At 37.6% G+C, this 19677-nt stretch carries 18 protein-coding genes; 5 read left to right on the top strand and 13 right to left on the bottom strand.

Translation table 11 applies throughout. The annotated features are described in order from the left end of the window. Positions 1-76: 76 nt before the first annotated feature. Positions 77-1258, top strand: coding sequence for an MFS transporter (locus ABXG98_RS08800; protein ID WP_353538572.1), 1182 nt, complete (start codon positions 77-79; stop codon positions 1256-1258). Positions 1259-1305: 47 nt separating this feature from the next. On the opposite strand, the gene ABXG98_RS08795 is transcribed toward ABXG98_RS08800, so the two are convergent. Continuing rightward, entirely contained in the window at positions 1306-3531 is a 2226-nt protein-coding gene (locus ABXG98_RS08795) for a bifunctional diguanylate cyclase/phosphodiesterase (RefSeq protein WP_353538297.1), read from the bottom strand. A gap of 253 nt (positions 3532-3784) precedes the next feature. Here ABXG98_RS08795 and ABXG98_RS08790 point away from each other — a divergent pair, with 253 nt between their 5' ends. Then, a complete protein-coding gene (locus ABXG98_RS08790; protein ID WP_353538296.1) occupies positions 3785-4678 on the top strand; it encodes a TIGR03899 family protein in 894 nt (297 codons plus the stop codon). A 66-nt stretch (positions 4679-4744) separates the two neighbouring features. Here the strand turns inward: ABXG98_RS08790 and ABXG98_RS08785 are convergent, their stop codons facing one another. The 4 genes from ABXG98_RS08785 to ABXG98_RS08770 all read right to left on the bottom strand — a co-directional run bounded on the left by ABXG98_RS08785 (position 4745) and on the right by ABXG98_RS08770 (position 10193). After that, positions 4745-5557, bottom strand: a complete 813-nt coding sequence (locus tag ABXG98_RS08785; RefSeq protein ID WP_502901550.1) for a phosphoadenylyl-sulfate reductase — start codon at positions 5555-5557, stop codon at positions 4745-4747. Beyond that, on the bottom strand, positions 5550-7295 hold the full coding sequence (cysI, locus tag ABXG98_RS08780) for an assimilatory sulfite reductase (NADPH) hemoprotein subunit (RefSeq protein WP_353538294.1): 1746 nt from the start codon (positions 7293-7295) through the stop codon (positions 5550-5552). Before cysI ends, ABXG98_RS08785 begins: the two co-directional genes overlap by 8 nt. Continuing rightward, a complete protein-coding gene (locus tag ABXG98_RS08775) occupies positions 7295-9121 on the bottom strand; it encodes an assimilatory sulfite reductase (NADPH) flavoprotein subunit (RefSeq protein ID WP_353538293.1) in 1827 nt (608 codons plus the stop codon). Before ABXG98_RS08775 ends, cysI begins: the two co-directional genes overlap by 1 nt. 169 nt (positions 9122-9290) lie before the next feature. Next, positions 9291-10193: a LysR family transcriptional regulator gene (locus ABXG98_RS08770; protein WP_353538292.1), complete on the bottom strand. Its 903-nt coding sequence runs from the start codon at positions 10191-10193 to the stop codon at positions 9291-9293. A gap of 119 nt (positions 10194-10312) precedes the next feature. Here ABXG98_RS08770 and ABXG98_RS08765 point away from each other — a divergent pair, with 119 nt between their 5' ends. Together ABXG98_RS08765 and ABXG98_RS08760 are read left to right on the top strand one after the other, a co-directional pair. Then, positions 10313-10780 (top strand): OsmC family protein, encoded by a 468-nt coding sequence (locus tag ABXG98_RS08765; RefSeq protein ID WP_353538291.1) that lies wholly within the window; start codon positions 10313-10315, stop codon positions 10778-10780. A gap of 318 nt (positions 10781-11098) precedes the next feature. Continuing rightward, a complete protein-coding gene (locus ABXG98_RS08760) occupies positions 11099-11755 on the top strand; it encodes a lytic transglycosylase domain-containing protein (protein WP_353538290.1) in 657 nt (218 codons plus the stop codon). 24 nt (positions 11756-11779) lie between these two features. On the opposite strand, the gene ABXG98_RS08755 is transcribed toward ABXG98_RS08760, so the two are convergent. The 8 genes from ABXG98_RS08755 to dusA form a co-directional block, all read right to left on the bottom strand. Then, entirely contained in the window at positions 11780-12529 is a 750-nt protein-coding gene (locus ABXG98_RS08755; protein WP_353538289.1) for a TIGR04219 family outer membrane beta-barrel protein, read from the bottom strand. 4 nt (positions 12530-12533) lie between these two features. Further along, a complete protein-coding gene (locus ABXG98_RS08750; RefSeq protein WP_353538288.1) occupies positions 12534-13535 on the bottom strand; it encodes a DUF2333 family protein in 1002 nt (333 codons plus the stop codon). Between the two features lie 9 nt (positions 13536-13544). Next, a complete protein-coding gene (locus ABXG98_RS08745; protein WP_353538287.1) occupies positions 13545-14051 on the bottom strand; it encodes a copper chaperone PCu(A)C in 507 nt (168 codons plus the stop codon). A gap of 371 nt (positions 14052-14422) precedes the next feature. Then, positions 14423-14788 carry a hypothetical protein gene (locus ABXG98_RS08740; protein WP_353538286.1) on the bottom strand — a complete coding sequence of 122 codons (366 nt, stop codon included), beginning with the start codon at positions 14786-14788 and terminating at the stop codon, positions 14423-14425. A gap of 33 nt (positions 14789-14821) precedes the next feature. Further along, a complete protein-coding gene (locus tag ABXG98_RS08735; protein WP_353538285.1) occupies positions 14822-15052 on the bottom strand; it encodes a PspC domain-containing protein in 231 nt (76 codons plus the stop codon). A gap of 99 nt (positions 15053-15151) precedes the next feature. Further along, entirely contained in the window at positions 15152-15826 is a 675-nt protein-coding gene (pspA, locus tag ABXG98_RS08730; RefSeq protein WP_353538284.1) for a phage shock protein PspA, read from the bottom strand. A gap of 46 nt (positions 15827-15872) precedes the next feature. Then, positions 15873-16190: a hypothetical protein gene (locus ABXG98_RS08725; RefSeq protein WP_353538283.1), complete on the bottom strand. Its 318-nt coding sequence runs from the start codon at positions 16188-16190 to the stop codon at positions 15873-15875. Positions 16191-17260: 1070 nt separating this feature from the next. Then, positions 17261-18253 carry a tRNA dihydrouridine(20/20a) synthase DusA gene (dusA, locus tag ABXG98_RS08720; RefSeq protein ID WP_353538282.1) on the bottom strand — a complete coding sequence of 331 codons (993 nt, stop codon included), beginning with the start codon at positions 18251-18253 and terminating at the stop codon, positions 17261-17263. A gap of 207 nt (positions 18254-18460) precedes the next feature. Here dusA and ABXG98_RS08715 point away from each other — a divergent pair, with 207 nt between their 5' ends. After that, positions 18461-19672 (top strand): tyrosine-type recombinase/integrase, encoded by a 1212-nt coding sequence (locus ABXG98_RS08715; protein WP_353538281.1) that lies wholly within the window; start codon positions 18461-18463, stop codon positions 19670-19672. Positions 19673-19677 lie beyond the last annotated feature (5 nt).

Genomic DNA, 19677 nt, shown 5'->3' with positions numbered 1-19677 from the left:
TTAAATTATATAAAATTGGCCAGAAACAGCGTAAACTATCGCGATTAAACGAGATTAAAATTAAACAAAACAAATGATAAAATCAATCAAAGCATTCAACCAACCAGAGCACTTACTTCTCGCCATGGCTTTTACTATGCCGCTGGTTTTTTCAGTATGGATGGTATTGCTTAACAATTTTGTGATTGAAAAAGCTCATTTTACTGGTGTTGAAATTGGTATATTACAAAGCCTGAGGGAAGTCCCTGGCTTTTTAGCCTTTACTGTAATTTACGTACTCATTTTTATCAAAGAGCAACGTCTTGCGCTACTTTCTCTAGGTATCACTAGTGTTGGTGTTTTTATCACCGGTTATTTTCCAAGTGTGATCGGTTTATATCTGACCACAGTGCTAATGTCGGTCGGATTCCATTACTATGAAACCGTGAGTCAATCATTAACCCTACAATGGATAGCTAAAGATAAAACAGCCCACTTTATGGGGCGAGTTTTATCGGTAAAAGCCATTGCTTCGTTGTTGGCATTTTCGAGTATCTGGTTATTGATGGAACAGTTTTCATGGGGCTACCAAACAACTTATGCCCTATTTGGTGCCATAGGTTTAGTCATGACACTATTGCTAACCTTGTCATTTGTGCACTTTCCTGAAAAAACACCGCAAACTAAGCAGCTTATATTAAAAAAACGTTACTGGCTGTTTTACGCTTTAACCTTCTTTAGTGGCGCACGTCGACAGATTTTTGTGGTTTTTGCCGGTTTTCTCATGGTTGAGAAGTTTCATTACAGTGTTGCCGATATCAGTGCGCTTTTTTTGATTAACTATGTATTTAATTGGCTATTTGCAGCAAAAATTGGCAAATTTATTGGCAAAGTAGGTGAGCGAGCGACATTACGTTTTGAATATATCGGCTTAATTATTGTATTTATCAGTTATGGTTTAGTGGAAAATGCCGAGTTAGCTGCGGTGCTATATGTAGTAGACCACCTATTTTTTGCCTTAGCAATTGCTATCAAAACCTACTTTCAAAAAATTGCACAACCTGAAGATATTGCAGCTAGCGCAGGTGTTAGCTTTTCTATTAATCATATTGCCGCAGTTGTGATACCTGCACTATTAGGGATGTTATGGATTATTCAACCTGATTGGGTTTTTTATATTGGCGCTGGCTTTGCTTTTTGTTCATTATGCTTAGCGATGTTGATCCCAAATCATCCCAGCCAGGGCATGGAAACACGTCTAATGGCTGACAACAAGTAAATAGCGAATAATGGTTAATTCAGCGCAAGAAACTTTGAATAACTAAATTAGTTGTTGCTTCTAAGAAAGTCTAAAAATTCATCCTGTGGCATAGGTTTAGCATAATAAAAACCTTGAACTTCATCACAACCAAGTTCACGTAATCGCGTTTGTTGTTCAAGCTCTTCAACACCTTCTGCAATCACTTTTAGATTCATTTTTTGCCCTAAATCAATAATAGTTTCTGCAAGTACAGACTGGTTTTCTTTGGCAATATCGGTAATAAATGCACGATCGACTTTCAAACGATCCAATGGCAATTTTTGTAAATAACTCATGGATGAAAACCCCGTGCCAAAATCATCTAATGCGATACTGATATTATGTTCTTTTAACCTCACCAACGCATCGATAACCACTTGCGGATCATCCATCAAGATGTTTTCAGTAATTTCTAATTCCAGTTTTTCCGCTGGTACTTTATGACTGTTAATCGCGGTTAACACCGTATCAACAAAGTTACCAAGCCTAAACTGAGGTATTGAGACATTGACCGAAATAGTGATGTTATCAAATGAATGTTGCTCTAGTACTTTAATCTGTGAACAGGCTTGATTAATAACCCAATCACCTATTTCAATGATTAACCCCGAATATTCTGCCAACGGAATAAAGACAGAAGGTGAAATAAAACCACCATCAGCCGTGCGCCATCGCAGCAGTGCTTCGGCCCCGATCACCTTGCCGGAAACTAAGGATAATTGTGGTTGATACCATAACTCAAGGCGATCATCTGCAAAATCACTGCGCAGTGCTCGGATCATATTCAATCGCCACTGGGTTTCATCTTCCATTTCAGAGTTATAATAAGCAAAGTGCTCAATGCGTTTTTTCTTGGCAAGGTTTAATGCAATATTTATTTGATTTAACACTTTTACGCCACTGGTATTGGCATGTTCTTTACGACAAAAACCAAAACAGGCGTTAATGAGTAGTTTCTGCTCTCCTGCAGTAAAAGGTAGCTCGAAAAAAGTCATTAGTGTCTCAGGGGTTACGCAGGATTCAGCACCGATAATACCAAAAACATCTGCGCCTACACGGGCCACTTTACAATGACAACTCAAGCTTTGCAGGCGTTTAGCAACGGCTGCAAGTAATTTATTACCCACATCTTGCCCTAAGGCATCATTAACATCACTAAAATGGTTCAAATCAATTAAGGCTGCGACTTCACTTTCGTTATCACTTTTGACAAAGTTGTCGAGCAGTCTCACAAAAGCGAGCCTGTTGGGTAAGTTAGTTAACCAGTCTTTATAAGCCGCATTATTGAGCTTTTGAAATAGGTGAACATTTTCATAGCCTATAGCAATACCTGTTAAAAAAACTTCCAGTAATTGCTTTTGAATATCACTCAGTGCTTCAGATAAGTTTAGGTATACTACGGCCCTGTATCCACCACGCGCTAGATACAAATAAAGTGAATCATCAAAATATTGGTGCGTTTTTTGGGTAAAGCATGCTTTTACCTGTTTACTGATTTCTTCATTTTGTAAGGTGTCGAGTTTTTGATTAACTAACTGCGATGACATAGCCTGTTGGGCAATAATATAAAAACTTAAATCATCAGCATCTTCTATGATGCCTTGTCCCCTAGCACAAAATAAACCACCAATATCCTGGGCAAGCAGCTGAACTAATTGTTTGAGCGTACCTTGACTATATTGTGCAATAGAATGCAACTCTAATAGTGTGGATGAGCCTGAAACGATTTTTTCTAAGCCTTGGCGGCTTTCACTCACTGAAGAAATTTGTTGATATGCACGAATTGCAGCATAAACGGTCGTCACGAGCTTTCGACGTGTCAGCTCTGTTTTAGTTTTGTAATCATTAATGTCATATTCTTTAATAACACTTTCTTCAGGCGCATAACCGGGTTGGCCTGTTCTAAGCACAATACGGATATCTTGTCGGTTTAGAGCTTCACGGATATATTTTACCACCGTTAACCCTGCATCATCGGTTTCCATGACGACATCAAGCAAGACTAGGACAATATCAGGATTTTCAACAATGAGTTTACATGCGTCTTGTCCTGAATAGGCATGCACGTATTCTAACTTTCGCCCGAGTACCACTAAATCAGATAATGCTAGTTGCGTAACAGAATGAATTTCAGGATCGTCATCAACGATTAGCACTTGCCAAGTGTCGCCACTTCCGCCTTCTAAAATTTCATCTTCATCGCTATCATCGATAAATAGAAAATCATCGTGTGAATTTTCTGACGCGTGCATACTATCCTCAAGAAATAGGCTTTTTAAGCTACTATAGATAACTATAACTTAACTATGCCGTTTTGCTACTTTTTAACTGCTTTCTTTTACACAACTGAAAGTACCATGATGACATATTAAAAGCAGTTTTGAAAAGTGCTTTTGACAATATTCAATAAATCCATACAATTAGGATAGTTAGATATTAGCAGAAAATAACATGATAAGCTTATCTGTTGATATTATTACATAATTAAATGTAGGGAGATTCAAGGTGAACAAAGACAAAGCGCCCGCTGTTATTATAGAACAGGCTGACAGCACTGAAGAAAACCTTCCTATTAATGACGAACAGCCAAGTAAAAAAAAGGCCGATTCACCAAACAATCATGAATTTTTTAAAATTACCAAGCATTTTGGTGTTGAAGCGCCTTTGCTTCCCATTGAAAAACAAATGCCTATTGAGGATCGTTGCCACAAACGCGCCAGATTAGCAGTGTTGCGTAAACAACAAAATATAGAAGCGATTATGGAAAAAGCGTTTGCTTTTTGTAGCAAGGCATCTCTGGATAAAAGACCAGATTTAGATTGGTTTAGCCGCTATATCACTTTGGCTGAAGATGTCAGCAATAAAACGATGCAAGATTTATGGGCGAAAATATTAGCAGGTGAATTATCACGGCCCAACTCTTTTTCACTCAAAGCGTTAAAAATATTTCGTGAAATGAGTATTATCGACGCTAAGTTACTGGCAAAAGCTTGTTCGTTAGCGGTAAAAGATCAAAGCAAGAAAAATATTCGTATTGTTTCAGGCTCTTACCAACAGCCGGGGCTACTCAATTTTTTTGCTAAAGATAGACAAGTTCATGTAGATTTAAGCCACTTTGGGCTTAACTATGCTGATATATTATCATTAGCAGATAACAATTTAATTTATCAGCAAGAAAGCGAATCAAGTATGATGATGATAGGCGAAAAGCTTAATTTCAATTACCACGGTTCACCTTTACAACTTAGTTGTAAAAAACCTAATATTGTGGTTCAGTTTTATAAGTTTACCCCCATAGGCAGCGAGCTGGCAAACTTGATTAGCGACAAGCCAAATGATGACTTTTTAACAGAATTAAAACAACAATTAAGTCATCATTTCACATTAACAAGTAGCTAGAGACGAAAAAGCAAAACTTAACCGTATTATCGCTTTTACGTCAGTTCACCCTAGTATTAATTACACTTATATTCCATCGCCATCAGTGTGCAAACCACATTCTCTTTGTCCTGGACCAAAACGTGTTTCGCTTTCATCCATTCCCAAGGTTAATGGTTTAGTACTATGCACATCACCCACTGAGACATAACCTTCATCCCATAATGGATGATAAGGCAGGTTATGCTTAGTTAAGTACTGATGGACGTCCTTATTACTCCAATCAATAATGGGGTGTACTTTAAAACGACCCCGTAAAATACTGACAACGGGTAATCCTTGCCTATGTGCTGTTTGTTGGCGGCGTACACCTGAAAACCAAGTGCCACAGTTAAGCTCAGATAAACCACGCTCTAGAGGCTCAACTTTATTTTTACGGTTATATTCCTTTAATGCAGCCTCATCTTGCGCCCATTGTTCGCCATATTTCGCCAACTGCCAAGCCGCACTTTCAACTGCACTATACACATGTAAATTCAAATTTAAACGTTCGGTAAGTGTTTCAATAAAACGATAAGTTTCAGGGAATAAATGCCCAGTATCTGTCACTAATACCGGAATATTGCCATAAACTTGAGTCATCATATGCAGCATTACCGCTGATTGAATGCCAAAACTAGAAGATAATACAAATTGGCTTGGCAAGTTTTCCATCGTCCACTCTATCCGAGCAAGGGGTGACTTTTGCTCTAAATCTTCATTCCACTGCTCTAACCAAGGTTTTGGCAGTGAGGCTGGGAAACGATTATTAATAGGCGCTTGCTCTACTGTGTCTAATGCGTTAGTTTGGCTAACCGTAGCAAGTGCTCTTGATTGACCTGGCGTTAAGGAATTAGACATCATAAAAATCTCTTACACTTATTTTAACTTCTTTGATAATACCCGCGCGGATAGTAAAATCACCAAAGGCTTCACCTGGGGTTCTTTCAGCAGCCCATCGAGCAGATAAACGATCAATTTCATTTAGAATATCTTGTTCATTCAGATTTTCTTTATACATTTTAGGAATGCGTGTACCGGCAATATTGCCACCTAAATGCATATTGTATTTGCCTGGGCCTTTACCTACTAGGCCAAGCTCTGCCAACATGGCACGACCACAACCATTAGGACAGCCTGTCACACGTAATATAATCGACTCATCCGCCAAACCATGTTTGGCTAAAATAGCTTCAACATCTGTCACCAAGGAAGGTAAATAGCGCTCAGACTCTGCCATTGCTAATGGGCACGTTGGAAAGGCAACACAAGCCATGGAATTTTTGCGTTGTTCACTGACCGTCGCATCCATCAAACCATGTTTCACCGCAATGGCTTCAATTTCACTTTTTTGCTCAGTAGCAACACCAGCAACAATTAGGTTTTGGTTAGCGGTTATCCGAAAATCACCTTGATGGATTTTAGCTATCTCTGCCATACCTGTTTTTAACGGTTTATTAGGGAAATCTAAAATACGACCATTTTCAATGAACAATGCTAAATAGTGTTTGCCATCAAAACCTTCAGACCAACCAATGCGATCTCCACGCTGAGTAAATTCATACGGACGAGTCTGCTCAAACTTACTGCCAGCGCGTCGTTCAACTTCGGCTTTAAATACGTCAACACCGACACGATCTATAGTGTATTTTGTTTTCGCATTTTTTCGTTCAACACGGTTACCCCAGTCTCTTTGAGTGGTCACCACAGCTTCAGCAAAAGCGATAGTGTTCGCTACCGGAATAAAACCAAAATCGTCCGCCTTGCGAGGGTAAGTTGCTTTGTCACCATGGGTCATTGCTAACCCACCGCCAACTAATACATTGAACCCAATCAGTTTGCCATCTTCTTCAATAGCAACAAAATTTAAGTCATTACCATGAATATCAACGTCATTAAGAGGTGGTATAGCCACGGTAGTTTTAAACTTACGAGGTAAGTAAGTGCTACCTAATATCGGCTCTTCTTGTTTCACCGTAGAGTCAATTTTTTCTTCATCCAACCAAACTTCAGCGTAACCATTGGTATGAGGAAGGAAGTGCTCACTAATTTTCTTGGCCCATTCATAGGCATCATGATGCACTTGGGATTGATAAGGGTTTGCCGTACACAACACATTACGGTTCATGTCTGATGCCGTACCTATGGTATCAATACCAATACTATTTAATGCTTTATGCACCGTTTTAATATTAGGCTTTAATATGCCATGGTATTGAAAAGTTTGACGAGTTGTTAAACGGACACTGCCATACATAGTGTGCTCTGTTGCCCATTTATCAACGCCTAACCATTGTGTTGGTGTAATAATGCCGCCAGGTAAACGGGCACGAAGCATTAAACTATGTAACGGCTCTAGTTTTTGTTTTGCACGCTCAGCACGAATATCTCTGTCGTCTTGTTGATACATACCATGAAAACGAATCAGCTGAAAATTATCACCCGTCATCCCCCCAGTAGTTCGATCTTGTAGATCGTCAGCCATAGTGCCACGTAAGAAGCCACTTTCTTTTTTTAAGCGTTCATTATCAGACAGTTTACCTTCAACAATTAAAGGCCCTGACGGCGCTACTTTTTCAGAATTATTACTTGTGCTCATTAATAAACATCCTTCTGATAACGCTTAGCGTTACGTAAATCTTTTAAATACTGTTCAGCTTGTTGCTCTGACAACTTACCTTCGGTGGCAATAATATCTAATAATGTTGCCTCGACATCTTTAGCCATGCGGCTCATATCACCACAAATATAAACATGAGCACCGCGTTCTAACCATTGGAAAACCGCTGGTGAATTTTCTTTAAGACGGTCTTGCACATATATTTTTTCCGCTTGGTCTCTTGAAAAGGCAAGATCTAAACGTGTTAACAAACCAGACTTTAAGTAGTTCTTCCATTCAACCTGGTACAAAAAATCTTGAGTGAATGTTTGATCACCGAAGAACATCCAGTTGTCGCCCTGAGCGCCTTGTGCTTCACGTTGTTGCATAAACGCTCTAAATGGCGCAACCCCTGTACCTGGACCTATCATGATCACCGGAGTGTTAGTATCACTAGGCAAACGGAAGTTATCATTGTGTTCAACAAAAACACGAATAGGTTGACCTTCTTCAATGCGATTAGCTAAAAAGTGTGAAGCTCCGCCAAAACGTTGTTTGCCATCATTTTCATAGTTGACTAAGCCAACGGTTAGATGAACCTCTTCTTCGACCTCAGCCTGTGCTGAAGCAATAGAGTACAAACGCGGAGTGATTTTACGTAGCGAATCCGCCAAGGTTTGTGGCTCTACAGTTGCAGATGCTAAGTTAATTACATCGATAATTTGATGCTTGGCAGAAAATTCTCTTGCGCTGTTTTTATCAGCAGCGATAGCTAATAACGCTTCATCGCCACTTTGATTAGCCCAAAACTCAATAAAAGCTGGAGCAGTTTGAGTGATTTCTAATTCTGTGGTTAGCGCGTCTTTAACGGTTAGCGTTTGCTGTTCACCATTAATTTTTAGCGTAACCTGCTCGTCACCGGTAAAATTAAGTGCTGTTAAAAGTTCAGCAACTAACGCTTGGTCATTATCAAAATAAACCCCAAGGGCATCACCTGCTTGATAGGTTAACCCAGAATCACCTAAGTCAATTTCAATATGACGAACATCTTTAGCTGAATCTCGGCCAGTAATTTTTTGGCTCAACAAAAATTCCGCCGTTAGCGGATTTTGCTTGCTGTACTGACTTGCATTGGCAACAGGTAAGTCTATCACTGGCGCTAATGCAGCTTCGGTTTGTGTTAGCTCTTCTTTTAAATTTTCAACAATGCTCAATGTCCAGCTTTCACTATCACTGTCATAATCAACATCGCAATCTATACGAGGTAAAACTTGCTGAGCGCCTAAAGCTTGCAATCGTTCATCAAAATCTTTACCTGTTTGACAGAAAAATTCATAACTACTATCACCTAAGGCAAGTACGCTATAGCGTAGGTTAGGTAATTTAGGGGCTTTTTTGCCTAATAAAAACTCATGAAACTCAAGGGCATCATCTGGCGGCTCACCCTCACCATTGGTACTTGCAATAATAACAACATGGCTTTCATTCTTTAAAGCCTTCGCTTTATAGTCACACACGTTGATTAATTTAGTGGTAATACCTGCGGCACTGGCACTTTGTGCAACTTGACTAGCGACCCCTTTTGCATTACCTGTTTGTGAAGCATATAAAATAGTTAATGTTTTTGCTTCAGCAAGTGCTGGCGCTGGTGATAACTGTACATCTTGCCCTGTTTCACTTTTTGCCGCGAGGTAACCACTTGCCCAAGCAAGTTGTAACGATGAGTAACCTGATGTAGCTTGTTGAAGCAAAGCAAGTTGCTCTGCGCCAAGTGAACTTGGTGTTGTATTTGTAATTTGCTGTGTTGATAGCTGCTCTTGTGGCATAAGAATTTTCACTCATAACAATGTATGTACAAATGATAAACAAGAACGAATAAAACCAAAAAGAATAGATAGGAGCTTGTTATTCCAAAATAGAATATAAAAACAATGTCTGTGCAAAAAAATTGATAATAGTTTTTATTCCTGAAATAAATCAAACTGAGTTTATTTGTCAAAAAGACATTTTCTCTTCTAACCATAAAGAAAAATGGCTAAAGGATTTATTTTTCCAAGACCTACTGGGGGCAACAAGGTAGTAATTAAAACTTGTACTAATCTCGCTATCTGTCAATCTGCATAACTGTTCGTTGGATATATCGTCAATTACCATTTGATGCCAGCCCAAAGCTATTCCTTGCTTTAGTTTTGCGGCAAATAGCGCCATTGAAACATGACTAAACCACATTTGATTTAACTCTGAGGGCTTTTCTATAGAAAAATTCCGCAACCAGGCCCCCCAAGAAACCCCTCCTGGTTCATCTTCAATCCCGCCTTTATAAATTAACAGTTGATGCTCTTTTATTAAGCCTTCCAGTGAGCTATCACTAACCCCTTTAACTAGATCTGGATGGCAAACAGGGTAGACTTTTTCATTACGTAAAAACTTAGCTTCGCAACCTTTATAATCTCCAGAACCAAAATGGATATGTCCATCATATTGCCCAGTAGTGAAGTCTACCAATTGATCAACAGCAGCGAGTTCAAGTTCTATTTGTGGAAATTTATGACAAAAATCCACCAGACGCGGCATTAACCAAAGCTGACAAAGAGAAGGTATCACGGCAATAACCAGTTTTTCTTTTTGGCTTGCGAATTGACTTTGCAAAATACCATGCTGAATATTTTTCACGCCAGAGGTTGCATGTCGTTGTAATGCTTCACCTGCTAACGATAAACGTACCCCCTTTGATTGACGATGAAACAAGGTGACACCCATTTGTTTTTCCAACAATTTCATTTGGTGACTCACCGCGCTAGGAGTGATGTGGAGTATTTCAGCTGTTCGAGTAAAACTAAGTTCTTTAGCAACTACGGTAAACGTATGTATGGCGGAAAATGAAATATTGCTACTCATAGTGATATGAATAATCCTCAAGTCATGATGAAATATTATCGCTTCTATTCAGCTAATAAATCAAGCGATAATGAACATTCACTTAACAGTTATCAATACACAAATAAAAAGGGGAAATGATGTCAGAATATACGGCCAAAATATTATGGCAAAGAGATAGTAAAGAAGAGTTTATCGACAATAAATATAGTAGAGCGCATCAATGGAATTTTGATGGCGGAGCCATCGTTGCAGCTTCTCCATCACCACATATAGTACCTCTGCCATATTCAGTTGAGGAGAATGTCGATCCTGAAGAAGCCTTCATTGCATCTATTTCAAGTTGCCATATGTTGTTCTTCTTACAAATAGCAGCTAAACGGAAATTCATCATTGATGAATACGTTGATCACGCTATTGGCGTTATGGATAAAGACATCCATGGTAAAATTAGCATGACTAAAGTGACTCTCCGCCCGTATGTTAAATTCTCTGGAGAAAAACTACCAACCCTGACACAACTGGAAAAGATGCACCATCAATCCCATGAGCAATGCTTTATTGCAAATTCAGTTAAAACAGAAATAGTTACCGATATCATTACTTAAGGTTAAAATTATTAAACCTTAAGTAATGATGCCAATACGACTTCATGACTAGCGACTTTGGTGGCTAACTCGCCTGTCGAGAGGATAGTAAATTGATTTGAGATGCTTATATAGGTTAGGCTAAACCTTCATCAAAATTTAAAATGTGATTTAGCTTTAATAAAGATACGTTTAGCGACATACAAAAATATTGGAGAGATTTCTTCAATACATGCAGAGAGTTGGAAAATTGGTTATGAGAATGTACTAATCAAATCAGTACTTAATACTTATCAATAGATTTAGTACTATAATAATATCCACAGATTAAGTGTATGAGTGCAATTTAACCCCATTATGATACTACAAACGTTTCGCATAACGCCTTTTTTATTGATTGTGTCTATTCTCTCGTACCTTATTTATAGCAGTGACAGCATAGCTAATAGCGCGCGAATATTTAAGTATAAATCGGCTAGCGGCACCCCGACGTTTTCTGACATTGAACCTATAGGTCTTCATTTTCAAGAAATCAAAGTAGATTGTTATGCTTGTCAGCGAGATTCATTAATTAACTGGCATAAAGCAAAACTATATTTAACAGAATATAGTTTCACCATTGAACAAGCTGCAAAAACCAACGAGATTGATCCCGCCTTAGTGAGAGCTATTATTCATGCTGAATCTCACTTTAATAAACATGCTCTTTCCAAACAAGGTGCACAGGGCTTGATGCAATTAATGCCAAAGACGGCAAAGTATTTAGGTGTTAAGAATGCATTTGTGGCGAAACAGAATATCGAGGGTGGCACTAAACATTTAGCATATTTACTGAAAAAATATCACGGCAATATTAAACTCGCTTCCGCTGCTTATAATGCGGGTGAAAGTGCAGTAGCAAGATTTGCCGGTATTCCCCCATTTACAGAAACTCGAGTGTATGTGGAGCGAGTTGAGATTTTACACAAACGTTATCAACTCGCTAATAAAACCTAGCGCTAAAGCTCAGATGAATACATTTTAAAAATGAATAACTGCGCCGACAAAAACGCCTTTGAAGGTTAAATCTGAATAGATGCCATCAAGATCATTCAGTTCTAATTTCACCGCACGATAGCCCAGAGTGACATCAACATCGATAACAAAGTTGTTTTGTACCTCGTAACTAACACCCACCTGATAGTCATAAATGTCATAATCACTTCGTGATAAAAAATCAGCTTGAGCAAAAACATTATAACCAGTAAACGGTAGACCAATAATAGCGTTTGCATATAATAATGGCAGTATTTTATCACTAGAAAGATCGCTGCTATTATCAGCCACGGTAATTTGACTATCGATTGATAAATCTCGCGCAGTTAACCCAAAATCAAAGGTTAATAAATCATTATCAAATACTTCATAGTATAAAGTGTAATCGATATAACTAGCATCAAAAGTGGCTTCTGCTAATACACTAGCTGTGGTCGTTACGCCTTCAATAGTGGTGCTAACATCAATGGTGGTATCTCCTACCGTATCATATTTTGTTGACACTATTTTCGCATTAGGAATTAAGGGAATGGGGTGCTCAAGTGCAACAAAGTAGCTCCCTGAGCGCTCACTATCAAAATCAAACGTGGTTTGACTGCTTTCTTCTTTGCCAAGTGAGCCTTTTGCTTGATTTGCCCACACTTGACCGCCAACATAGAGCCCTAATAACGTATCCGCTTGTGCGCTGGTACAAAGTACGGTTGCCAAGCTTGCTGCTATGATTGCTTTTTTCATTATTCTATCCCTTTCTAAGTAATTCATTTAAATCAATTAATGCCGCATTTGCCCTTGAAATATAATTAGCCATCACTAAAGAATGATTGGCTAACATGCCAAAACCATCACCATTTAATACCATGGGACTCCACAGTGTTTGTTGGCTAGCCTCTAATTCACGAATAATTTGTTGTAAACTGATAGTGGCATTTTTATTTTTTAATACACTGTCAAAATCAATTTCTATCGCTTTTAAAAAATGTAATAACGCCCATGCGGCACCACGTGATTCATAAAAAACATTATCGAGTTGAAACCAACTGGTTCTTAATTGAGAATGAGAGCCTTCAAAAGTAGACTGGCGAGCCACACTGTCCCCTGCTAAATCAGTATTAATTTTATCTTTACCAACACTGGCACTAAGGCGTTGTGAGTAACTTCCCAATCGTTTTTGTATTTCATCCAAGTATGAGGTTAAATTATCTGCCCGTGCATAAAACTGAGCATGATCGTCCTTAATGGTACTAATACCAACTAATGCATTTCTATACTTGTACAAGTGATCGATGGCTTTTCTATATTCCGACTCAGCACTGGGCATGGCCCAACTTTTATTATCAATATTAAATTTAGGTTGGGCTTTTTTAATATGAGTATTTTCAAGCGATTGAGATTGAGAACGACTAAAGTCTTTACGTAACACTAATGCCATATCACGCACCATTTCTAGTACACCAAATTCCCACGATGGCATATTATCTAAAAACACACCTGGTGGTAATGCATCATTAGAAAGGTAGCCCCCTGGCTTATCTAATATGCTACTAGCGACCTTGATCAAGGTGGTTGTAGTGGTGTAGCCAATCACTGGTGCAACATTATCAGCCGTAGCTGCAGAAGTTACTTCATGTTGAATATCAATGGGCTCTACTGCAAAACTCCAATAGACACCAACGAAATAGAAGAGCAAAAACACACTTGCGATAGAGACGCCTATGGTTTTGGCTGAAAAATTTATGTTCATTTTTTACTCCTAGTGATGATGCTCATGCATTGTCGATGAGGCTTGATTTGCTGCTTTTTCTTCAGCAGGACTGTAAATAGGTACATTGACAGTTACCAATTGATTTGTTGAGAAGTTTAACATCAGTTCTACTTTAGCGGGAGAAACTAACGGCGTTTTAATATCAAATAACATTAAATGTAAACCTGAGGGTTGTAGTTTAATACGCCCTTTTGACTTAATATCAATTGAATTGACTTTGCGCATACGCATCATGCCATCAACCATAGTGTGTTGATGCAGTTCAACTCGCGGTGAAATATTACTGCTAGCGCTAAGCAAAGTCACTGTTTTATCGCTGTTGTTCACTATTTCCATATATGATGACGCTATAGATGTTCCTGGAATGGTGGCGCGTACGTATGGTTTTTCAATCACTATCATTGAATTTTTTTGGCTTGATAACGGCTGCGCTGTTGCAGCAAAACACAGTAACTGACACAGCACCACTAAAGACAATAAATAACATTTACTCATCTAACACTATCCTAATATGAAATCCCTTAAAAATTAATTTTATCACTGTTAGCGAGGTAACAAAATGATAGTATTGAGTATTAATAAAAAAACTTGCTTAATCTTTATGCTAGCAACTTTGGTTAAGTTGAATTAGCCTTTTCAAGAACCAGAACTTGAATGTGGCTAGGGTTCAAATCTAGCGTAAATTCCCATGCTGTAAATGCATCAAAGGTATAACCTTATTTTGAAAACAGACTCAGTGTTGCGCCATAATAATAGCGCTGTGGCCAAAACAATTGAACACCCTAGTATTATGTTGCTGGCCTACCCTTAACTGTTCAGGTAATGCATTGTAAGCTTGGTAGTTATCTTCTGTAATGGATATATGGCTATACAGACTCAGAATGTCTTGCTTGAGCGTATTGTGTTTCTGGTTTATTTCTAGTCACTAGCCAAATAATGACTGCAATTAGCAATACAGGCCAGAATACTCCTACGGCTACCATAGCTAATGCACCTGCGATTAATAAACCAATAAAAACAATCGTGCCAAAAACACTTAAAACAATCGCCAGTGCAATTAACACTAACACTACGCATGCCACGGCTGATGCGCCTATTGCTTTTAACGGTTCAATTAATTCACCGCCCATGTATACATCAACATCAAGCAGCTCTAACAAGCTAATTCCTAAAGTATAGGTTAAGAACAAAGTTGCAAATATCGCTAATAATAAAGATTTAAAAAATGTCATGCTGTTTCTCCGATAATAGACTGTGCTAATGTTTTATTTATAACGACTTGTAGGTAACAACAAACTGGTAACGATATAAGCAACACCTGTTGCTACCGGCAACATGATTAAAGCACCAATGGCAGCAAGCCGCACTGCAATCCGTGGCAGTGCATAAAATTTTGCAATGCCCGCACACACGCCGGATAATTTTTTATGTTGATTATCTTTTTCTAACCTTTTTTCCACTCTATAACTCGCTGAGTACTCTCTGTTGTATTTCATCATTTTGTCCTTATACTTTTGCTTTTACTGAGTAATATTTCCGTTTAACTTACACGTATTACTCAGCAAGCATCGCTAAATTGAGTTGTGCTGTGCTAATTATGTCGCTGAAACTTTCTTTTTCATTTCAGCAAGAGCTTGCTCAATAGTTTCATCTTGTTCTAGCTCAGCAAATTGAGCATTAAGATCTCCGGTTGAGCTATTGGTTTGCATTAAGTCATAGGCTTCAACTTGAGCTTCAACTCGGTCTATTTTTTGCTGATACCGTTCAAACTTACTCATTGCTTCTTCAATATTGTATACCGCCGCTTGCTCTCTAACTTTTAGCCTGACTTGTGCCGACTCTTGACGTAAGGTATATGCTTCTTGACGACGTCTGGCTTCAGACAATTTTTCTTGTAAACGTGCCGCATCATCTTGTACTTGAGCAAGACATTGAGCAATAGCATCTTGTTCTTGCTCTAGTAAATCTAACTCTCCTTGATATTTATGCTTTTGTGTCAGTGCTGATTTTGCTAAGTCTTCTCGACCTTTGGTTAGCGCAAGTTCCGCTTTGTTGTGCCATTGCTCCATGCTATCTTTGGCTGACTTTACTTGTCGAGCATGTGTTTTTTGCTCTGCTATATTTTTTGCTGCCGCTGCACGAACTTCAACTAAGGTTTCTTCCATTTCTTGTATGATCAAACGGATCATTTTTTCTGGTTGTTCTGCTTTATCAAGCATGCTGTTTAAATTAGCGTTAACGATATCGGTAAAACGTGTAAATAATCCCATGGTTTTCTCCTGCTATGATAATAATTATGTTTTGGGTAATTAGTCTTTAATTACTGTGCTTGCTATTTTCTTGGTTAGAGTGTTCAGCAACGGATGTTGCTTGTTCGTCATTTAGCCAAGCTAAAGAATCTGAAATTGATTCATTAAAAGAAAAATCTATGCTAAAGCTATTTATTTCTTGAGTAATTGACTGTTGTAACTCTGCTTTTAGGTCAACCATGACTTGTTGGCCCTGGGCAACGATCATCTCACTTAGTGAGTTTTCAAGGTTACTGGTTTCAGCTGCATTTGCGTTTACGCTAAAAATAGCACCTAAAGTAATTAATAAAGCAACGCTGATATTTTTACGATTTAATGTGTTCATTTTGACATTCCTTTTTATAAACTAAATAACTGATTAAAATAAAATTGGTTTAAATTATTAACAACAGCTGTGTTGTTATCATTTGTACAAGTACTATTACAAGTGCCGTGCCAACAACTAAATATTTTTTATCATCTTGTTTTTAAAGGATTATTATAAATATCAATATATCACCTTCAACGCAAGACATAATATGTCACGCGACAAATTGGTTAAATTAACCACTACATTAGTCAAATAAACCAAATCAAGAAAAGCCGATTTTTTCTTCAGAGTTCGGGCGAAATTTAATCACCACAACAGATTCAGATTTTGTGAACCAACGGCATATTGCTCAGCACATCAACTTTTTAGTAACTGTGGATATTTTTATGCTGAGTAAACGAAAGAAGTGAAACCAGAACGATTAAGTTCAAAGGGAATAGTGGGAGATGGACTATTTTATATCTATCGCCAAACTTCATGCTTGAGACTGAAAAGAACACCTTGAGACGGCTTGGGTTTAGTTATTATTGCGCAATAGATTGGGGTAATGAGGGCAGGCTAATATCGGAGGAAAATTAGTCCGCTAAATAAATAGTGAGGTTAAGCATTTAGCGTCTCTGGGAAAACACGACAAAATGTCCTTAGCTTGTTTTATTTTCAAAAAAACCGACCAATAAAGATAAGCTAAGTACAGATATTGCAGGGGCAATCATTAATATAAATAAAGAAGCTGAAGTTAACACAGTATATTCCTTGTCGTAGTAATTAAAAATATTAGGCAGTAACGTACGGCCAAAAAAATACTTATTTCATAAGTATTAATAATAAGTTGCATTAACTATTACAAAGGTTGTGCCAAAGTTAAAAAATTAAATAAATCATTGATATCATTAGCTTTAATCTCATCTACCACAGGCAGCTTGTTTAATAAACATTTATACTATTTGTATTTTTTGGCCTAAATCACCACTTTTTGGTAAAGTTTGTTACAAAATAGTTTTCTAATAGTAGGGTCTTATATGGACTCCCCGTTAATGTCAAAAAGAAAAGGTTTAAAATAAACTAGATGCTAGCTTATATAAATACTAGCAATTACGTTGTTGAACTTTAGCAAAAGCCTGCTTTAAGGTATCACCGTTAGCGTTTTCATTGCCAGCACAGTCACTTAATTCACGACGAAACTGGCGAGCACCGGCTAAGCCATTACAAAGCCCTAACATGTGCCGTAGTACATGCCACGCCCTATGACTACCACGCTCAGGTATTGTGCTGACATAAGTATCAATATAGTCCGCCATTAAATTTATCACTTGCTCACGGGTAATCACATCTTGGTTCAAAGCGTAAATTTGTTGATCAACATTCGCCAACAAATAGGGGCTATTATAGATCTCACGACCAATCATCACGCCATCAATATGTTGCAAATGTTCATTTGCTTCCGATAAGGTTTTAATGCCTCCATTGATAGAAATTTGTAACTGCTGAAAATCTTGCTTTATTTGGTAAACTCGACTGTAGTCAAGTGGAGGTATATCACGATTTTGTTTAGGGCTTAAACCACTGAGCCAAGCTTTTCTCGCATGAATAATAAAATGCTGACACCCAGCTTGGGCCACTTGTTCAATAAAGGTGTGTAAAAATTCATACGAATCTAAATCGTCAATACCAATGCGTGATTTCACTGTAACAGGCAGATTGGTAGCGGCTTGCATTTCACTTACGCAATCGGCTACCAATTGCGGCTCAGCCATTAAACAAGCACCAAAGCGACCATTTTGCACACGATCTGATGGACAACCAACATTAATGTTGATTTCATCATAACCGTGTTGCTCTGCAATTTTGGCACACTCAGTCATGTCATTGACATTACTTCCACCCAATTGCAGTACTAACGGATGTTCGGCATGATTATAAGAAAGGTAATCACCTTTTCCATGTATAATTGCCCCTGTCGTCACCATTTCGGTATATAAAACCGTTTGGCTTGACATTAATCGGTAAAAATAGCGGCAATGGCGATCCGTCCAATCAAGCATCGGTGCAACGGAAAGTTTATGGTCTATTGTTTCCATTGACAAACCACGCCACATATGGCTTTTAATATATAATGCTGCAAATCCATTACTCTCACGTTATTGATTATTATAGTACGTTTTGACATATTTTTAATATCATTGTACCCACGGGCACAACAAAAGGGTACAAAATAGAGTGTTTTCATTTAGAATACTCATAATAAAATTTTCATTATTATATTATACATAAAAAAGGAATTGAATATGGCTACGATTTCCATAACAAAACGAAGTACTAAAACAAAAGGAACTAGGTATCGTGCTAGAGTTAGAATTACTAAAAAAGGAGAAATAATTGAAAAAGAAGAAAACACCCTTTCAAGTAGAGAAGCAGCAAAAGCTTGGTCAAAAAAAGTAGCTAAGAGATTAGAACAAAAATATGATGAAATAGCTGAAGGTACGTACTATTCACATGACGAAGGCGAAAAACTTTGTGAATTATCAGTACATGATTTAATTCAACAATATATAGACCACCCAACTACAGCAAAAAGCATTGGGAGAACTAAAGGTTTTGTTTTAAGAGCTTTACAAAAGTACGACATAGCCCTAAAACTCGCCAGCAATTTAACCGCAGATGATCTTATTAAACACTGCGAAACTCGTCTGAATGATCCAACAAAACCAACCCCTCAAACGATATACCATGATGTTACGTATTTACACTCTGTAATGCAGCTTGCTAAAACTTTTTTTAAAGTAAATGCTAATTTAACTTATCACATCGAAGCTATACCTACCTTAGTAAAGTTAGGCTTAATTGGTAGAAGTGGAGAACGAGATAAAAGACCGACAAAAGAAGAGTTAATATTATTAGAAGAAGGATTAAGAGAAAGAGAAAAACATAAATCTGCAAAAATACCATTTTCAGATATTTTACAATTTTCAATTTATACAGCCATGCGTATTGGTGAAGTTACCGATCTATATTGGGAAGATATTGATCATGAAAATAAAACGATCATAGTCAGAGATAGAAAAAATCCCAAGAAAATTCAAAACAAATTTAAAACTGACAAAGATGATGATGAAAATATAGAAAAAGAAAAGTATATAAAAAAAGAAAGGACAAAATTTGATAGCTTAGTTCCACTACTAGGTGAGGCTTATCCAATTATTATGAGACAAAAAGAAAAAATAGATCCAGAAAAGCCTGATTGGATTTTTCCATATAATTCACGAAGTATTAGCGCAGGTTGGCAACGCGTTAGAGACAATCTAGGTATAAAAGATTTACGCTATCATGATTTGAGAAGAGAAGCTGCTTCTAGGCTTATTGAAGAGGGTTACGACATTACGACTGTTGCAAAAATAACAGGGCATAAAAATATAAATGTTTTATATAATATTTATACTAATATTGAAATGAAAAAGTTAGCAAAAAATGAGTTTGATAAAAAAACAATATTAAAATAACTGAT

Source organism: Colwellia sp. KU-HH00111 (assembly GCF_040362745.1).
In the GTDB taxonomy this organism is placed as follows: domain Bacteria; phylum Pseudomonadota; class Gammaproteobacteria; order Enterobacterales; family Alteromonadaceae; genus Colwellia.
This window is presented reverse-complemented; position numbering and strand designations above follow the sequence as displayed.